General features: G+C 53.0%; 14 protein-coding genes. 8 read left to right on the plus strand and 6 right to left on the minus strand.

What is annotated here, in order from left to right:
• The first annotated feature begins 69 nt into the window (after positions 1-69).
• On the plus strand, positions 70-939 hold the full coding sequence (locus MED297_RS05400; RefSeq protein ID WP_008043040.1) for an MBL fold metallo-hydrolase: 870 nt from the start codon (positions 70-72) through the stop codon (positions 937-939).
• Between the two features lie 152 nt (positions 940-1,091).
• Here MED297_RS05400 and MED297_RS05405 read toward each other — a convergent pair whose 3' ends face one another.
• The 3 genes from MED297_RS05405 to MED297_RS05415 are packed head-to-tail and all read right to left on the minus strand — an operon-like array spanning position 1,092 to position 3,843.
• On the minus strand, positions 1,092-1,964 hold the full coding sequence (locus MED297_RS05405) for a hypothetical protein (protein ID WP_008043041.1): 873 nt from the start codon (positions 1,962-1,964) through the stop codon (positions 1,092-1,094).
• A 58-nt stretch (positions 1,965-2,022) separates the two neighbouring features.
• Positions 2,023-3,087, minus strand: coding sequence for a hypothetical protein (locus MED297_RS05410; protein ID WP_008043042.1), 1,065 nt, complete (start codon positions 3,085-3,087; stop codon positions 2,023-2,025).
• A gap of 9 nt (positions 3,088-3,096) precedes the next feature.
• Positions 3,097-3,843: an inositol monophosphatase family protein gene (locus MED297_RS05415; protein ID WP_008043043.1), complete on the minus strand. Its 747-nt coding sequence runs from the start codon at positions 3,841-3,843 to the stop codon at positions 3,097-3,099.
• Between the two features lie 300 nt (positions 3,844-4,143).
• Between MED297_RS05415 and MED297_RS05425 the strand changes: the two genes are divergently transcribed.
• Both MED297_RS05425 and cysE read left to right on the plus strand, forming a co-directional pair.
• On the plus strand, positions 4,144-4,908 hold the full coding sequence (locus MED297_RS05425; protein WP_008043044.1) for an RNA methyltransferase: 765 nt from the start codon (positions 4,144-4,146) through the stop codon (positions 4,906-4,908).
• A gap of 1 nt (position 4,909) precedes the next feature.
• Complete coding sequence (cysE, locus tag MED297_RS05430; RefSeq protein WP_008043045.1) at positions 4,910-5,692, plus strand: serine O-acetyltransferase; 783 nt, start codon at positions 4,910-4,912, stop codon at positions 5,690-5,692.
• Here cysE and MED297_RS05435 read toward each other — a convergent pair.
• The 3 genes from MED297_RS05435 to MED297_RS05445 form a co-directional block, all read right to left on the minus strand.
• Positions 5,684-6,586: a hypothetical protein gene (locus MED297_RS05435; protein ID WP_008043046.1), complete on the minus strand. Its 903-nt coding sequence runs from the start codon at positions 6,584-6,586 to the stop codon at positions 5,684-5,686. The genes cysE and MED297_RS05435 overlap by 9 nt on opposite strands.
• 116 nt (positions 6,587-6,702) lie before the next feature.
• A complete protein-coding gene (locus MED297_RS05440; RefSeq protein ID WP_008043047.1) occupies positions 6,703-7,515 on the minus strand; it encodes a UDP-2,3-diacylglucosamine diphosphatase in 813 nt (270 codons plus the stop codon).
• A gap of 188 nt (positions 7,516-7,703) precedes the next feature.
• Entirely contained in the window at positions 7,704-10,259 is a 2,556-nt protein-coding gene (locus MED297_RS05445; protein WP_008043048.1) for an ExeM/NucH family extracellular endonuclease, read from the minus strand.
• A gap of 289 nt (positions 10,260-10,548) precedes the next feature.
• On the opposite strand from MED297_RS05445, the gene MED297_RS05450 reads away from it, so the two are divergent.
• From MED297_RS05450 to MED297_RS05470, 5 genes are all read left to right on the plus strand, one after another.
• Positions 10,549-12,033 (plus strand): SulP family inorganic anion transporter, encoded by a 1,485-nt coding sequence (locus MED297_RS05450; RefSeq protein WP_008043049.1) that lies wholly within the window; start codon positions 10,549-10,551, stop codon positions 12,031-12,033.
• Positions 12,033-12,920 (plus strand): universal stress protein, encoded by an 888-nt coding sequence (locus MED297_RS05455; RefSeq protein WP_008043050.1) that lies wholly within the window; start codon positions 12,033-12,035, stop codon positions 12,918-12,920. The genes MED297_RS05450 and MED297_RS05455 overlap by 1 nt, the downstream gene beginning before the upstream one ends.
• A 156-nt stretch (positions 12,921-13,076) precedes the next feature.
• Positions 13,077-13,520: a GbsR/MarR family transcriptional regulator gene (locus MED297_RS21080; protein WP_050762877.1), complete on the plus strand. Its 444-nt coding sequence runs from the start codon at positions 13,077-13,079 to the stop codon at positions 13,518-13,520.
• Between the two features lie 39 nt (positions 13,521-13,559).
• Positions 13,560-14,765 carry an efflux RND transporter periplasmic adaptor subunit gene (locus tag MED297_RS05465; protein ID WP_008043052.1) on the plus strand — a complete coding sequence of 402 codons (1,206 nt, stop codon included), beginning with the start codon at positions 13,560-13,562 and terminating at the stop codon, positions 14,763-14,765.
• Position 14,766: 1 nt separating this feature from the next.
• Positions 14,767-17,907 carry an efflux RND transporter permease subunit gene (locus tag MED297_RS05470; protein WP_008043053.1) on the plus strand — a complete coding sequence of 1,047 codons (3,141 nt, stop codon included), beginning with the start codon at positions 14,767-14,769 and terminating at the stop codon, positions 17,905-17,907.
• Positions 17,908-17,959: the final 52 nt, after the last annotated feature.

Here is a 17,959-nt window from a genome sequence, read left to right on the forward strand (position 1 = left end):
TTATATGCTAGGCAAATCTAAATTAGAAGATGCTAATATAAATTAAGTATCGGAAACGGAGAGAAAATTATGGCTTCAACAGCACAGGTTAAAACCTTCTTTGACCCGGCAACTTTCACATACACGCATGTCGTGACTGATCCGGCGACCAAAGCCACCGCAATTATCGATTCTGTCCTCGATTACGATCCGAAGTCCGGCCGTACGTCGACGGCGTCGGCAGATGAGGTGATTGCCTACGTTAAAGCTGAGGATCTGAAAGTTGAGTGGATCCTGGAAACTCATGTCCATGCAGATCACCTGTCTGCTGCCCCTTATCTGAAATCTCACCTGGGCGGCAAGACCGGCATCGGCAAACAAATAGGTACGGTACAGAAGGTGTTTAAGTCCATTTTTAATGCGGAAGACACGTTTAAAACCGATGGTTCTCAGTTTGACATTCAGTTTGACGAAGGTGATACCTTCCAGGTCGGTGAGCTGAACGGTTATGTGATGCATACACCCGGACATACGCCAGCCTGTTCAACCTATGTGATCGATGAAGAACACGCCTTTGTTGGCGACACGATCTTTATGCCCGATCAGGGAACCGCGCGTTGCGATTTCCCAGGTGGAGATGCAACCGTATTGTTTAATTCTGTAAAACGTATCCTGAGTCTTCCGGATTCGACTAAACTGTACATGTGTCATGACTACGGTCCGAATGGTCGCGACTACCAGTACCTGACGACCGTAAAAGAAGAGCGCGAACGCAACATTCATGTCAATGAAGGCGTGAGCGTCGATGAGTTTGTGCAGATGCGCAGCGAGCGTGATGCCACTCTGGATATGCCTGTATTGATTTTGCCATCGGTACAGGTGAATATGCGCGCAGGTGAGATGCCTCCGAAAGAGGACAACGGAACGTCATATATCAAGGTTCCGTTAAACGCGCTTTAAGGTTTGAGGTAACCGGTCAATCACTGATTAGTTTCTGGGATTGGCTGGACCTCGAAACGGGCGATAAAAAGCCCAGCATTACCCCTGGACGTAAGCAGGTTATAAAGCCCGGACTGGTTCCGGGCTTTTTGCGTTTGTCAGTAACGTTTCGCTCAATAAAGGGTTGACCAATAAATGAAACGGTCTCGACCCAAGCTGTCCCGGCGCCAGACACCATCTGATTCAAACGTCAGTTCAACCCAGCCTCTTGAGTTTCGGAACTCAACGGTACCGGCATGCGGTAAGGTTTCACCGAGTCGCAGATGTACGTCGGTTTCTGTTTGAAAATAGGCGGTCATGGCTCGGTAGCCATCGTCCAGTTCGATTCGGGATGATCCCCGGCTGGCCAGATCGTCACCATTCACACTGTAGGTCTGCATGGTGAGATTCTTATGTTCGATAAAACGACCGTTAAAGTGAACATTGACCCAACCGTTGAGATCGGCATCCAGCGAACTGATCTGGTGTCCCCAGTCGTCATACCATCCTGTTACATCGTAAGACAGATCACTGTTGATGCGATGAACGGTGCCCTGTGAAACCGTTTCGCACTGGTATGCCGAGGCGTTTAACCACAGGTCAACATAGGTGTAGCCATCGCTGTAGCTGGTGGTATCGGCCTGGGCTTCGGTTTCGGTGACGCCACCCAGATCGCAGGCGCGGTCTTCAAACAAATAGGCGTAGGTGGTTTCAATGATCACAGCCCGTGTCGCAATTCGGTTTTGCGGAGTGGTGTATTGATCCGGGTCGCTGACCATGCCGCCACTTTCGGTTGAGAGCGCAACGGGTACAATGGCCGCGTCAACCAGAAAGCGCGTGGAATAGTCGTCGAGCTCTGCGTAAGTGTGACTGTCCGTGTCGCCTCCGGCCTCCAGCTCATGACTGATGTCAACGTAGCAACCCGACAGAACAAGTGTCGTCGCAATCACAACGGGTGACGCGAAAAGGCGAGTCAGGGATGAGCGGCGTTCAGTCAAAGTGTTCATAGCAATCTCCTTGTATGGGATTACTATGCACCACGGTGACTGAATGGAATCTGAATGGTTATCGTGCGATGGCCGTTATCGGCTCGACGTCATCGATCGGAGCGCCCTGACTGGTCCAATCGTGAAACGCATCGGCAATGGCCTGGTTGCGATCAATGACGGTGCGCCAGTAGCGGATACGCGTGTCGTTATCCAGTTTTTCAAAATCCTTCCGGTCCGGGATTTTATGATAGGGCAGCGCGTCGACAAACTCGCGGCTGGGGGTCACCACCACGGTGTGAGAATAATGATCCGCCGAAACTTTGCGCCAGGAGAGCGGTTTGTCAAACCAGCCAGGCTTCAACATAGGCATAAAGTGCGGGTACAGCACCAAACCATTGTCCGGTTTTATAGGCAGGTCGAAGTGATAGTCGACCATGCCGCCGTCTCGGTATAACCCTGAGGGTGCTCCGGCAGGCGAGCGCACCCCTTCAATGACAACAGGTATCGCACCGCTCGACAGCAGTGCATCGCGATAGTTCTCGCGGGTTAACGTCACCTGATGAGTTCGGAACCTATCCCAGTTTGCAACGGGGAGTTGACCACCGTCTGAATGAAAGATGGTGCGGTCAAACCACAGTGGTAACGAGTGTCGGGATATTAGGTTTCCGGTTGCAACGGCGGTGAACACGGCGGTTTGCATATGTTTCTGTTCAAGTGCAGACGGTCCTTTTGAACGCGCGGACACGATGTGCAGTTTGCGTTGAGCATGATGCTCAATGTCGTCCAGGCGCATGAAACCATCAAGCACGTCGTGTACTGACTGAGAGACTTCCCGAACCGTGGGCTTACCATCGTAGCGTTGGTTCAGATAATGATCTTCCAGGTGTTCGATCGCTTTCAACGGGTCTGCACCGGCATAAGCCGACATTCGCCAGGCGCCGATCGAGCTGCCGATCAGATCGACCTGATGGGTCGCTTCCGGAAGCCAATGTTGTACCAGGTATCTGTCCAGGTGGCTGAGTACAAACCACTTAGGGCCGCCTGATGCGCCCATAATGACTCGGATATCCGTCGGTTTCAGGCCATGTCGCTTGATGTGAGACAGGGCATGTTCGCCGGCAAATATCTGAATCGGGCGCATCGAGTGTCCTTAACGACTAAGTAATTGTTTGAACAGTTTTGGTGGTGCTGCCAGTAGCGCACCCTGAGAAATTTTAACCGGACGAGCGTTCAGATCTCCGGTCAGAGCGCCACTTTCCTGTGCAATCAGCATGGCGGTGTGCATATCGGATTCAGACAGTTCGTCAGCAACGGCGATATTAACCCGACCAGCCGCGAGGTCAACAAATGCCTGCAGGGAGCAGCCGGTCATACGCAGGCCGCCGGCTTTTTCCAGCCAATGGGTGACAACTTCGGTTTCGGTACTTTCGACGCCGGCGACAGCATGGGTCAATGGTGTGTATTCGGTGCGAACCCGACGAGTGCCAAGCTGGACGCCGCGGCCTTTAGATGCAGTCAGAAACTCTTCAGTCATGGGATTGACGACAACCGCACAGTCGATCTTGCCTTTGGTGTACAGTGAAACGTTCACCAAAAATATTGGATAGCCGTTACGCAGGTTGGTTTCACCCACAGCGACATCGATCATCCAACTGGACTGACCGTCCCATTCGCGGCTTTCGTCCATGCCGATTTGTACGGAATCAATGTGGTGGCGGGTATGTGCGGTACGAATGGTTTTGCGAGCGCGCCAGGCGGCATCTTCAATCGCTTTGTCAAACACGTCCTTGCGGGACGCTCCTTCAGCAGTCAGCTGGGCGATATTGGTGACGGTGTAATTCAGTTTGTCGGCCGCACTTTGTGCCGCACGTAGGGCAATGGTCAGAATTGGTTGCATGGTTTCTCTCACACAGGAATATCACACAGATCCGGCGCGCCGGATCACAGGAACGTATGTCCACAGGGACTTGTTAAACAACACTTCAACCACGCAGCTGTTGGCGAGGTTTGCAGGAATCACGGCAGTAGGGCTGGATTCCGATCGGGCGCGGATGATACACGAAAGACGTCACAGAAAGAAAGGTTAATTTCTGTTCAGTTCGCCGAACAGAATACGGATGTCCCACGCAGGATTGGTACTGTCGACCCGGTGCACGTAAAATGCCGCCATTGCCCGTGACTTGAAAAGGCCAGATCATTGTTCGAAAACTACGTTTTACCTGACGACATCGCTCAGACCAAAGTTGTCTTAGTCCATACTTCTCATTCCGGAAACATTGGTTCGGCCGCTCGGGCAATGAAAACCATGGGATTTCATAATCTGGTATTGGTAGCGCCGAAAACTTTCCCCAGTGACGACGCGATTGCGATGGCCTCCGGCGCCACCGATATCCTTGAGCAGGCTGTCGTGGTGGAAACTCTGGAAGAAGCTGTTGCAGACTGTGGGTTTGTCGTCGGTGCCTCAGCCCGGTCACGGAACTTACCCTGGCCACTGGTACACCCCCGGCAAATGGCGGAACAGGCATTGGCTTTACCAGATAACACACGCGTTGCTCTGGTTCTCGGGCGTGAGCGCAGCGGGTTGACCAATGATGAACTGGCTCGCTGTCATTGCCACGTGAATATCCCGGCGAACCCGGATTACAGTTCTCTCAATGTGGCTGCTGCGGTGCAGGTCCTCTGTTATGAGCTGCGCATGTCGGCTGTGCTGTCAACCGGAGAAGAGACACCCCTGTGGGGCGTGGAATGGGATCAGCCGCCGGCAACCGCCGGGGCAATGGAGAGCCTGTTTGCACACTGGGAGCGGGTTCTGGTTGATATCGACTTTCTCGACCCCACTAACCCGCGTACACTGATGAGTAAAATACGTCGGCTCATGGCAAAGGCTCAACCGGACGAGGTTGAGGCAAATATCCTGCGGGGTATGCTCAGCCATGTGCAGAAGCACCTGAGGAAACCCTGATATGTTCGCAGGCATCAAAGAAGACATTCGCAGCGTATTCGATCGCGACCCGGCTGCACGAACCTGGTTTGAAGTACTGTTGAACTACCCGGGGCTGCATGCAGTGATTACCCATCGGTTGTCACATCGTCTTTGGCGCTGGAACCTGAAAGTTCTGGCGCGTTGGGTGTCGCAGATCTCGCGGTGGCTGACCGGCATCGAAATTCATCCTGGCGCGACCATCGGTCGTCGGTTTTTTATCGATCATGGTATGGGCGTTGTGATCGGTGAAACCGCAGAAATCGGCGATGATGTCACGATTTATCAGGGCGTGACGTTGGGCGGAACCAGCTGGAAAAAAGGCAAACGACATCCAACGCTGGAAGATGGCGTCATTGTCGGTGCCGGGGCCAAGGTTCTGGGACCGTTTACGGTGGGTAAAAATGCTCGTGTCGGTTCTAATGCGGTGGTCACCAAAGAAGTACCGGAAGGCGCTACTGTGGTTGGTATTCCGGGTCGAGTTGTGCGACAGAATGGTGAACGGGTTTTACCCTTCAGTGATCAGCAACAGGAACTGGCGAAGAAGATGGGGTTCGACGCCTATGGTGTGGCGGAAATGCCAGACGTTACCGCTCACGCCATTAAAGCTCTGCTCGATCATGTTAACGCTCAGGATCAGCGCATGGAACGCATGTGCGGTGCCCTGCAGAAGATTGATAAAACCTTTAAATCGCTCGATATCCCCGAATTAAAAGAAGAGGATTTCGCTCCGATTGAGGAGTCCGATCAACAGAACTCAGCTTGATCTGTTTGCCAGGCTGACCGGCTGCCCGGAAACCGTGCGAACCCGTTGTATCGGAATGGCTCGCGTGCGTTCCGGGTGCGTCAGTTGATGGACCGGATGACTTGCGTAAAAAGCCTGAGCCGAATAACAGCTGACGTCATACTGACGTGCACCGATAAACCATTTGCGACGGTGCAATTTCAGTTGTGGTGGTATGAGCGCATAGTGCCGGCTTTGGCCAATAGGTTGGGCAACCACGATGTCGAGATAGGGGCTCAACCCTTCCAGATAGTCATCGACATCAACATTCGCTCGGTCCGGCGACGTTATCAGCAGTTTCTGATCAAGCAGCGCATTCTTAATCTCCAAGGCATTCAGTGGCAGGAAATCATCCAGCAGTCGCACACCGAGGCTGCCATCGAGCCAAACCCACTTGAAGTGATCCTGATCGAAGTACTCAATACCCGTATAATGGCTGGCCAAAGGTCGCCAGGTGCAGTCACGGGTTTTGAGTGTGACCAGACGGGTAGGGATGCCGACGGCCATCATGGCATGTGCTAGTACGGTATTGAAGTCCGAGCGTGAGAAACGCTCCCCGTTCAGAGCCCGACTGACAATGGTCTGAGGGTTCGTGCTGTTCGCGTGCCGACCCGGCAGTGGCGTCCAGAGCGCATGAGCCCAGGCCAGCAGTGCTTCAATACGATCGGCTTCTGACAGGGCTGAAGCGACCACAGCATTCAGTCCATTACGTGAGGCAAAGGTCGTATGCAGTGTGGTTTGACGTGCCTCGGGTAATTGAACATCCGAGCTTTGATTGAATCGGTAGGGGCGCAGAGTTGGAAAACTTCGGGTCGACCAGAACCCGATTAAATACACTACAAAGACCGTCGTTAACACCGTTAGCATCCAAGCCATATCAGTCTCTCCATCAGACAGGTAGGCCTATTTTGGACAGTGTGTGGCGATGCGCCAGTGGCAGTTGTTTAGACTGTGATCAGATCGTCATCTCCTTTCCGACTGATCACTCATTTTTATGACGATGCACTGTTTCGAATCAGTACGGGGGCTGCTGATGCCTCCACTTCGTCAACCGTTGTCTGGGTTTCCCCTTGAGCATTCAGGATTTCCAGTTGACCATCCTGTGTTTCGATTAACGCAGTGCAAGATTCGACCCAGTCGCCGTCGTTTGCATAGACGATGCCGTCTACCGTCGTCAGTTTAGCCTGATGGATGTGTCCGCAAATAACACCCTTAGCACCCTGTTGCCGAGCATAGTCCACAGCAAGATGCTCAAAGGCTTCAATGTAAGCGCGGGCTTTCTTGCTGGTCATCTTCAGGGCGACGGAGAGTGACCAGTAAGGTTTTCCGAGCCAGCTCCGTACCTGATTTAAATGACGATTGGCCGCCACGATGCTCTCGTACAGGGTATCGGCAATATTGTGCAATAAGGCGCCGACGTGTAACTCGTCGTCAAACCGGTCACCGTGCATTAACAAAAAGGTATCGCCATTCGCCAGCGTGTGGAGGTGTTCGTGATGAACCTCAACCGGGCCCAGGGCTCGGCCACTGAAGTGTCGGAAAAACGGATCATGGTTGCCTGGCACATAGACAACACGGGTACCGGTGTTTGCTCGCTGAATGATTTTTTGCAGTACAGCTTCATGGGCTTTGTACCAACGGCCTTTACGATTGCTGAGTTTCCAGAGATCGACAATGTCCCCAAGCAGAAAAATATGATCGGCTTCAATGTGATCGAGAAACTCACTGAGCCGGCGAACCTGACTGTTGGGATTAGCCAAATGGATGTCGGATAAAAACAGGGAACGAACCTTACGTTTCTGCATGACGGGTCTCACTCAATGAGCTGGATATGCCCTTGAAAGTAGGGTTGTCTTGTGACAGCGGCATGAAACGAGAGTGAAATAATTATGACAAGCCGAGGTGCCCTGTAGTGAGAAAGAAAAGCCGACGGCTGAACAGTTCAACCGTCGGTAACTCGTCCGGAAGATCGGACGGCAGTGCTATTTACGACTTATCGACGACCGCGCTTAAAATGCTGAGTCGTACTGTCCGTTGCACCCTGATCATCTTCGACAGTCAGCGTAATGGAGCTGATGTCGCCGCGACGGATTTCCCAGCGCGGTATGAACAGCCATGGTGATACGTAGCGATCATCATCAACGGTCCATTCCTGATAGGTCAGGTAACCATCCGGGTCATAGCTGTTACTGTAAAATACATACCAAAACAGCAATGGGAACGACCCGATGCGAGCGACAGGAGCCTGGTTGAAGGCAAAGTCGACGATCACCGGATCGTGATCAGAAGAGCGATAGGCGTCTGGCGCATAGAAGCCTAGGATCTGCGATTCGGTTTTGTACTCCGTGTTGTAGTCCAAAACGCGTGGCTCATCGGTATTGATGTGCCACTGCTGAACTCCGACGACATTGCTGCTTAGCGGTCCGGTTGCCAGAGCGTGATCCAGTGTTCCGGTTTCACCGCTGTACACATAAGTATAACCGTCTTCAGTTTGCAGACGCTGATAACCGTTCTCCATCAGAGTGGTCAGCGGATCTTCCTGACTGTAGGCATTCAGATCGCCAAGGATCATGACGTGGTCGGTTTCGACACCGGTCGGGCCGGAAGCGAGCCACTGTGCCAACGCCTGGGCTGCTTTGGTTCGTGCCACGTTGTAGGCACCCTGTCCCTGATCGCAGTCGCTATAGTCGTCGCAGTTGCTGTTACCCTTCGATTTGAAGTGGTTAACGACAACAGTCATCACTGTATCGCTGTTAGTCAGCTGGACGCTTTGTGCCAGTGCAGGGCGATTCAGATCGTCAATGAACAGCGGTTCACCCTGATCGTCCAATGGTGACGATTGAGAGTCGAGAATGGTCGCCTGACCGACCGGTGAAACCACCGATGGGCGATAGAGCATGCCTACGGCGATGTCATCGTCACCGATCAGATCCACATTGGGAATGACGTACTGGTAAGCGTCTTCGACGGGCAGTTCCGCATTGATCGCCGCAGTCAGTTCGGCAATGGCGCTGAGCTCACCAAAACCATCGTTTTCGATTTCCATGAGCCCGATCACGTCGGCATTAATGGCGGTGATGGCTGAAACCAGCTTGGCAGTCTGTCTTTCCAGTTCGTAAACGTCATTGGCACCACGAGGTGTTGGGAAGTCACCGCCCTGGCCGTCGCCATTGAAGAAGTTCAGAACATTGAAACTGGCGACACGTAACTCACTCTCAGCTACAGCTTCAGGTGCTTCTGTGCGTGGATTAGCGGGCTCAAAAACGGGCGTAACGGTTGGAATCAGCTTATAGGCGCCATACGCATAGTTTACGACCCCGGTCAGTCCGGTCAGTTCATAACCCACCCGCAAAGTATTGTCTGCTGACAATCCCGGCGCAGGGAAAGGCATCGGATCTGGGTTTTGGTAACGGATGCCGTCTTCGACGATCAGAACATTGCGGTCATTGGCGGCCCGCACCGCATCGGCTTCAGGACCCGGTGCCGCGACGTCGGTTGGAATCGCACGCCGTCCGTCCGCGACCATAAACTCGCCATAACGACCGAGATTGTAGACCTCATTGACGGTGAGTGTGTCGGCGAAGTGGATGTGCATACCTTCGACGGCTTCAAAGCTTTCACCTTCACCAAGCGGAAGATTGGCGGGTGCTGCGGTCGGCAATGCAACGCCCTGATTACAGATGACAAGGTCCTGCACCTGATTAATCTGAGTCAGGCTGTAGTATTCATCGACGGTACCGAGCAAACGAACCTGGTCGCCGACATTGACGTCATCATCGGTGTGGTAGACGAAGATGCCTTCAGACGTCATCGGGTTGTTGTCTGCATCGGAATCTTCTTCCTGCAGGAAGAAGCCGCTCATCTGACTGTTGTCCTGCAGATCTGCGACGACAATACCTTCAACGATGACCGCTTGGCCTTCCATGTCTGAACTGCTGCCGGAGCCTTGAACGCTTGAGATCAGCGTTGCAGGGTTCAGACAAGTGAGGTCGGTAGGTGGGGTCGGATCGTCACCCCCGTCCGAATCGCCATTACCAAGATAGGTAAAGGTGTCGCGATCATAAGCTGTCCATTCGGTCGACGGATCAAACGGTGAGTCAAAGGCCGGGTCGCCGCTGACGATGTCGTCATGACGGACCAGCGTGACTTCGCCACCCCAGTATTCGTCATTGCCGAGTTCGCCCAGTCGATCAACAACCTGACCGTTTTGACGAAGCAGCAGAACATCATTGCCATTGAAATATGTGACCGATGACGTGATGTCAGCGACAGCCAGGATGTCACCGGCAGCGCCGCTGTTGGCGATGACGTATACCTCTCCGGCTGGCAGAGATCCCGACAGGGTTTGTTGATTCTGAACGGTCAGATTGCCGTTGCTGTAGAGTTCAATGGTGATGGTAGACAGATCAACAGCGCTTGATCCGGTGTTTAACAGTTCGATAGCTTTGTTGTTGCTTGAGCCTTCGATGTATTCGGAAAACAGGATATCGGCGGACGCCTGGCTGACGGCGAGCGTCAGTCCGGCCACCAATAGGTGATACTTGGACATTTGAGATTCCCTCAGTTGTAGTTACCTTCCAATGGACTGACCCTGTACTCTCGTAGGGCAGGATCGACTGCTCCAGTTATGATCGACGATACGGCTGCCGGCATCATCTGTGTGATGCTTGTAACAAAAGACTATGACAATGATTTGACCATCCAGTCAATGATTCCTGCTCAAAATTGTTCAAATCTCATCCATTCGCCAGCGCAATTGAATTGTCCGTAAGCAGTGTGTATGCTCGCGCGCTTTTTGGTTGGCGTGTGCTGTTGCACGGAAAATGAGGGTTTTATAAATGATTCTGGCTCAGAAAAAAGCCGATTGGTTGGGTAATGTGCGCGGGGATGTCTTGGCCGGGCTGGTGGTCGCGCTGGCTCTGATTCCCGAGGCGATTGCCTTTTCCATTATTGCCGGTGTCGACCCTAAAGTAGGGCTTTATGCCTCCTTCTGCATTGCGGTGATTATCGCGTTTGTCGGCGGAAGGCCCGGTATGATTTCTGCTGCGACCGGGGCCATGGCGTTATTAATGGTGACGCTGGTGAAAAACCATGGTCTGGAGTATCTCCTGGCTGCCACCTTACTGACCGGTGTCCTGCAGTTGATTGCCGGTTATCTGAAGCTCGGCGAGCTGATGCGTTTTGTCTCACGTTCTGTCGTCACCGGCTTCGTTAATGCGCTGGCGATACTGATCTTTATGGCTCAGTTACCGGAGCTCACCGATGTGACGTGGGTTGTTTACGCCATGACCGCCGCTGGGTTGGGCATTATTTATCTGTTCCCGTTGCTCAACAAAACCATTCCTTCGCCTCTGGTCTGTATTTTATTGTTGACCGCCGTTTCCATGGTTTTGGGTCTGGATATCCGGACCGTTGGTGATATGGGCGAATTGCCGGATACGTTGCCTGTTTTCCTGTGGCCAGAGGTTCCATTCAACCTGGAGACCTTGAAGATTATCTTACCGTACGCCGCACCGCTGGCGGTTGTGGGTCTGCTTGAATCCTTGATGACCGCGACCATTGTTGACGATCTCACCGATACCCCGAGTGATAAAAACCGGGAATGTAAGGGGCAGGGTATCGCCAACATCGGTGCCGGCCTGATGGGCGGTATGGCCGGTTGTGCCATGATCGGTCAGTCGGTTATAAACGTGAAATCCGGTGGTCGCGGGCGCTTGTCGACCTTTATCGCCGGTGCGGTTCTGTTGATCATGGTTGTGTTTCTGAGCGATTGGGTGGCTCAGATTCCAATGGCAGCTCTGGTCGCCGTCATGATCATGGTCTCGATCGGTACGTTCAATTGGGCCAGTATCCGTGACCTGAAACAATACCCATTGTCGACAAATCTGGTCATGATAGTCACCGTGGTCGTGGTGGTCTGGACACATAACCTGGCCTATGGTGTTTTTGCCGGGGTGTTGTTGGCGGCTTTGTTTTTTGCCAACAAAATCAGTCACTTCATGTACGTTGAGTCAGAAAAAGACGATGATGCCGATGTTCGTCAATACCGGGTTGTCGGTCAGGTCTTTTTTAATTCAGCGGATAAGTTCACGGCGGCTTTTGATTTCAAAGAAGCGCTCAGTCGTGTCGATATTGACCTGTCCCGGGCACATTTCTGGGACATTACCGCCGTTGAAGCGTTGGATAAAGTCGTCATAAAATTCCGGCGCGAGGGTACCGATGTCAACGTTGTGGGTCTTAATGACGCCAGCGAGACCATTGTGGACCGATTTGGTAAGCACGATAAGCCCGAAGAGATTGAAAAAGTACTGGGAGGCCATTAATGGCAGAGCAAGAGAACAACAATAACAACCAGCGAGTCTGGACCATAGCCTGCATCGATGGTTCAAAGTATTCATCGGCGGTGTGTGACTATTCCGTATGGCTCAGTCAGGTGTTGGCATCGCCATTTAAAGCGTTGCATGCGATTGAGCATACTACTGGCGCGGCGGTTGCCGATTTGACCGGCGCAATCGGACTGGGCGCGCAGGAGCACCTGTTATCGGAACTTACCGAGTTGGAACAACAGCGAAATCGGCTGGAGATCCAGAAAGGTCGTCAGATGCTCGAAGCCGTTAAAGGCCGGGCTCTGGAAGCTGGCATTGAGCATCCTGTGACCGTGCAGAGACACGGAACGCTGGTCGAGTCGTTAATTGAGCTGGAGTCTGAAGCGCGTGTCGTCGTGATGGGCATTCGCGGAGAAGCACACGACGATAACGATCAATCGCACATCGGTACTCATCTGGAATCCCTGGTGCGAGCTGTGCAGCGACCAATTTTTGTCGTCAACAGTGAGTTTTCCAAGCCTCAAACGGCGATGCTGGCCTACGATGGCAGCAGCTGTTGCCGCAAAGCGCTTGAGATGGTCAAAACCAGTCCGTTGTTTGAGCAGATCCCCGTACATGTCGTTCACGTGGCCAAAGAGGCCGAACAAGGTGAAGCCCTGGTTGCAGAGGCGAAAGCCGAACTGGAAGCGGCGAACCGGCAGGTACAAACAAAGGTGTTGACCGGTGAACCTTCTGAAATGCTGTGTCGGTACCAGCAGGATCAGGATATCGATCTCACCGTCATGGGTGCTTTCAGCCACAATCGTCTTCGTGAAATGGTGTTCGGCAGTTTTACCGTCAAAATGCTGAGCAATACGCAGAAGCCGTTACTGCTGCTGCGTTAACCTTTTCAACCCCCTCTGGCCGGAACCACTCTGTTCCGGCTTTTCTTAATCTGATCCGGATTGGCCATTAGTCATGACTTTTAGGCGGTCGCTGGATTTTTTATTTTTATCGTTCAATATGTATTGAACAATAATTACATTATGAATGGATTGCGCATGTCAGACAGTCGGGAAAACTTTATTGAACTCATGGGAAGAATCCATCAACACGATGGTCAATCTCGCATTCATGGCCGACTTTTTGGGCTGCTTTTGATGGAGAAGAAGGGACTTTCCCTCCAGCAAATGGCTGATCGGCTACAGGTTAGTAAGGCAAGTGTCAGCACCAATGCCCGGCATCTAAAAGAAAAAGGGTTGATCCGACTGACATCCTCCCCGGGAGATCGTCAGGATTACTACGAGCTCGTCTCGTCCCCTTACGACCAGATGTACGACCTGATCCGAAAGGATATGTTGGATATGGCGGGGCAGATTGCTGAGGCCCGTGAACAACTGGAGGGTGAGGATTCCGTCATCATCGAGCGGGTTGAGCGGCTGGAAGAGTTTTATCGGATCAGTGCAGAAGTCTTAGGTGACATTGCCAACAAACTTCGCAAGTAAATCAGGTTAATGAGCGACTTTAAGAATTTGAGGAACGATATGAGTAATGCAGAACAGGCCCCTGGTAAACCGGATTGGGCTAAGACGAAGGCTGACCTGCGTCGTGAACGGGGAGAAAAGCGTTCAAAGGCTCCTCTTTTTATTGCTATCGGGACCGTCATCGGGATCGGATTGTTCCTGGGCGTCCGGGCTATGCAGACGCCACCAACATTGCCGGAGGCGTCGACGCCGGTGGAAACCCGAGCATCGTCAAAGTACGTATCGGCCAATGAGCTGCTGACAGTAACCGAACAGACGTTGCGTGAAACCGTGCGCTTAACCGGTACGTTGCAGCCCGTCGTAAAGGAGCAGGTACCTTCACTGGTGTCTGCTCCCTTGCTTCAGGTGAATGTTCGTATCGGTGATTCCGTGACTCGAGGCAGTGAACTGGTTCGGATGGATACCACGACGCTGGAGCTGCAGCGCAATCAACAAATCAGCAGCATTGAAGCGACTCAGGCTAACCTTGAGCTGGCTGAAAGCCAGTTACGGCGAACCGATGACCTGGTTGCCAAAGGCATCGCTCCGACAACGCAGTTAGAACAGCAACAAAGCAGTGTGAAAGCGATGCAGGCGAACCTAAAAGCCCAGCAAGGGCAGCTTAAGTTGGTCGAGCAGCAACTCAGCGACGCGGTGGTTAACTCACCGATATCGGGCGAAGTCTCTGCGCGCAATGTGGACTCTGGACAGTTTGTCTCAGCAGGAACCCCGATGTTTGAGATTGTCAGTCTGAACCGGTTGGAAATGCAGGCCAGCTTACCTGCGGCGAAGGCACCGGCCTTGCAGCCGGGAATGAAAGTCCAGGTCTTTGTTGACGGCCATGAGCGCGTCTTTAATGGTCAGGTTGAGCGTATCAGCCCAGTGGTTTCTCAGGGGACGCAAACCATTCCGGTGTTCATCTCATTAGATAACAGCGATGGCGCGCTTCGTGCCGGCGTTTTTGCCCGTGCGGAGCTGACCTTGGCTCAGGTCGATGACCGGATCGGTGTGCCGGTAAATGCCATACACGACGCGCAATCAGAACAGCCTTATGTGTTAACGGTGAGCGACGATCAGGTGATCCGACAGCCGGTTGAGCTTGGGGCTGTCTGGCAAAGCGGTCAGGTTCGGGAAGTGGTGTCCGGTCTGAACTCCGGTGACGTCATTGTACGGTTACCGCTGGATGGGCTCAGCGACGGCGATACCATTTCATTGATCGGAGGTTGAGATGTTTCTGACCCGAATCAGTATTAAACAACCGGTATTCGCCACCATGATCATGGTGGCCATCCTGGTCATTGGTCTTTACTCCTACCAGCGCTTACCGATTGAAAGCATTCCCAATGTTGACCTGCCGGTTGTCGCCGTTGTCGTATCCTATCCGGGTGCATCTCCGGAGGCGGTGGAAAATGGGGTGATTGAGCCGATTGAAAACTCGGTGAATACCATTTCCGGTATCGATTCAATCCAGTCTATCGCCCAGGCCAATCAGGCTATGGTCATCCTGTTATTTGATATGGATGTGCAGTCGGATGTCGCTGTTCAGGACGTTCGTGATCGCATCTCCACGCTGTCCGGAGCGTTGCCGGATGGCGCAAACGATCCGATGATTCTGCGTTTCGACCCGAACCAGTTTCCGGTGCTGTCATTAGCGGTAAGTTCAGATGAACTCTCAACGCGAGAACTGACACAGTTGACAGAAGACGTCATTGTTAAGCGCCTTTCGATTATTCAGGGTGTCGGCAGCGCAACAGCCGTTGGCGGCATTCCGCGTCAGTACAATCTTAACGTCGTTCCTGAGCGTCTCATTGCCTACAACGTCAGCATGGGTCAGGTGATTAATGCACTGTCTCAGGTGAATCAGAACCTGCCAGCCGGTGCATTAACGGACAGCTATTCTAAGCAGACCTTGCAGATCAATGGTGAGTTCGCCCATCCGGAAGAGTTTCTGGATGTGATTGTGGCCTATCAGGGTGGGCAACCAGTGTTCGTGCGAGATGTAGCGACTCTGGCCGATGGCGAAGCGGAGCCGGCAAGTGCCGCACTGCTGAATGGTCAGTCGGCATTAGCGGTCGATATTATTAAAGTGCAGGGCGCTAACACCGTGGGTGTCGTCGACGACATTCAAGCTGAGATCGACAAGCTGATGGCGCAAGAGCTGCCTGATCATGTTCAGATCGATGTGGTCAGAAACATGGCGCGTGAAGTTCAGCATTCGTTTGATTCGGTCATTAATATGCTGATCGAAGGGGCGATGCTGACCGTGCTGATTGTCTTCCTGTTTTTGAACTCCTGGCGATCAACCGTCATTACCGGTCTGACGTTGCCGATTTCAATCATCGGTACCATGATCGCGCTTTACGCACTGGGCTTTACCCTGAACATGATGTCGTTAATGGCTTTGTCATTGGCGGTAGGTCTGCTCATCGACGATGCGATCGTAGTGCGTGAAAACATTATGCGGCACCTGCAAATGGGTAAAGGCCACATTCAGGCCGCGTTTGATGGTACTAATGAGATCGGGCTGGCGGTACTGGCCACTACCTTGTCCATTGTGGCGGTATTCCTGCCGGTCGCCTTTATGGAAGGCATAATCGGTCGTTTTTTCCTGCAGTTTGGCGTCACCGTCTCGGTAGCAGTGCTGATATCCCTGTTTGTGGCCTTCACACTGGACCCGATGTTGTCGAGCGTCTGGTATGACCCGTCGGCTGCTGAGAATGCTAAGCGTGGCTTCCTTGGCCGTCAGGTAGAACGATTCGATCGTTTCTTCGTTTGGTTATCGGGTGTTTATCAAAACCTGCTCAAGTGGTGTCTGCGTCATCGTAAAACTACCTTGATGATTGCGCTGCTGTCGCTGGTGGGTTGTCTGGCGTTGGTGCCCAGAATCGGCGCGGAGTTTGTACCGGCCGTCGATAACAGTGAGTTTCAGATCAGCCTGGAGACCCCGGAAGGTTCAGCGCTGGACTATACCCTGACAAAAGCACGCCAGGTCGATGCGTTGATGCGCGAGTATCCGGAAGTGGTCAGTACCTACTCAACCGTTGGTGGTGGCCAGGGGGTTAACAGCGGGGCGCAGAATACGGCGACCATGGTCGTGTCTTTGGTCTCGCCGCAAAACCGACCACTCAGCACACAGGAGTTTGTCAGTGAAATCCGGGATGATCTGCAACGCATACCGGGTATTGAGTACAACATTGGTCAGGCCGACGGCGTTGGTCAGATATCCAAGCCGGTGCAGCTGAATCTTTATGGTGAAGATTTCCGGACGCTCAACCGTCTGGCTCAGGTGCTGATGTCGGAGATGTCTGATATTGACGGGTTGACGGACATTGAGTCCAGCTATGAAGCCGCCACGCCGGTGATCGGGATCGAAGTGAACTCGGACGCTGCAAATGAACTTGGCGTCTCGATGATGCAGATTGCAGCCGCGGTTCGGCCCATGGTCAGTGGCGAGAATGTTGCCGAATGGACCAGTGCTGATGGCGAAACCTTTAATGTCAATGTCCGGCTGGATGCTGACTCGCGGGCAACGGTCGAGCAGCTTCGACAGCTTCCGATCAGTCAGTCCGGCGTGACCGGCAGTGCGGCGACCGTGCGTCTTGATCAGGTCGCAGATATTGTTGAGTCATTCGGGCCTTCCCAGATTGATCGGGTGGATCTCGATCGTCAGGTCAGTGTCTCGGCAAACCTGGACGGTGTCGGCTTAAGACCGGTGATGTCGCAACTGCAGACGGTCATTGATCAACTGGACCTGCCGGTTGGCTACCGGGTTCAGATGGGCGCGGACTCCGAACAGTTGGCGGAAACCGCTGCAGCAGCAGGTAATGCATTGTTGCTGGCGGTGATTTTCATCTACCTGGTTCTGGCCTCCCAGTTTGGCAGTTTCCTGCAGCCGCTGGCGATCATGGTCGCACTACCCATGGCGGTCATCGGTGTCATGCTCGGTCTGTTGGTTGGTGGCAGCACGTTGAACATGTATTCGATGATCGGATTTATCATGTTGATGGGCTTGGTGGTTAAGAACGCCATTTTGTTGGTGGATAATGCCAATCAGCAGCAGAGAGAGCGGGGTATGCACCTGTTCGACGCTCTCGTCGTGGCCGGGCAGACCCGTTTCCGCCCGATTATCATGACAACATTGGCCATGATCTTCGGTATGTTACCGATGGCCCTTAACCTTCACGGTGGGTCCGGAGAAAACGCTCCGATGGCGCATGCTGTTATTGGCGGGTTGATCAGCTCCACGCTGTTGACGCTGATTGTGGTGCCGGTGGTGTTGACCTATGTCGACAGCTTCGGCAAGCGGGTTGGTCGGTTGTTCGCCAGTCAGTCAGCGAAAGCCCATCAGCCGGATCATGAAGCCATCTAGGTGATACCCGGTTGACTCAATGAACAAGCCCCGGATAATGCCGGGGCTTTTT

Source organism: Reinekea blandensis MED297, assembly GCF_000153185.1.
Taxonomy (GTDB): Bacteria; Pseudomonadota; Gammaproteobacteria; order Pseudomonadales; family Natronospirillaceae; genus Reinekea; species Reinekea blandensis.

Bases quoted from the DNA above. Each gene is read 5' to 3' on its own strand.
- MED297_RS05400 (WP_008043040.1), top strand. From the start codon at position 70: ATGGCTTCAACAGCACAGGTTAAAACCTTCTTTGACCCGGCAACTTTC.
- MED297_RS05405 (WP_008043041.1), bottom strand. From the start codon at position 1,964: ATGAACACTTTGACTGAACGCCGCTCATCCCTGACTCGCCTTTTCGCG.
- MED297_RS05410 (WP_008043042.1), bottom strand. From the start codon at position 3,087: ATGCGCCCGATTCAGATATTTGCCGGCGAACATGCCCTGTCTCACATC.
- MED297_RS05415 (WP_008043043.1), bottom strand. From the start codon at position 3,843: ATGCAACCAATTCTGACCATTGCCCTACGTGCGGCACAAAGTGCGGCC.
- cysE (WP_008043045.1), top strand. From the start codon at position 4,910: ATGTTCGCAGGCATCAAAGAAGACATTCGCAGCGTATTCGATCGCGAC.
- MED297_RS05435 (WP_008043046.1), bottom strand. From the start codon at position 6,586: ATGGCTTGGATGCTAACGGTGTTAACGACGGTCTTTGTAGTGTATTTA.
- MED297_RS05440 (WP_008043047.1), bottom strand. From the start codon at position 7,515: ATGCAGAAACGTAAGGTTCGTTCCCTGTTTTTATCCGACATCCATTTG.
- MED297_RS05445 (WP_008043048.1), bottom strand. From the start codon at position 10,259: ATGTCCAAGTATCACCTATTGGTGGCCGGACTGACGCTCGCCGTCAGC.
- MED297_RS05450 (WP_008043049.1), top strand. From the start codon at position 10,549: ATGATTCTGGCTCAGAAAAAAGCCGATTGGTTGGGTAATGTGCGCGGG.
- MED297_RS05455 (WP_008043050.1), top strand. From the start codon at position 12,033: ATGGCAGAGCAAGAGAACAACAATAACAACCAGCGAGTCTGGACCATA.
- MED297_RS21080 (WP_050762877.1), top strand. From the start codon at position 13,077: ATGTCAGACAGTCGGGAAAACTTTATTGAACTCATGGGAAGAATCCAT.
- MED297_RS05465 (WP_008043052.1), top strand. From the start codon at position 13,560: ATGAGTAATGCAGAACAGGCCCCTGGTAAACCGGATTGGGCTAAGACG.
- MED297_RS05470 (WP_008043053.1), top strand. From the start codon at position 14,767: ATGTTTCTGACCCGAATCAGTATTAAACAACCGGTATTCGCCACCATG.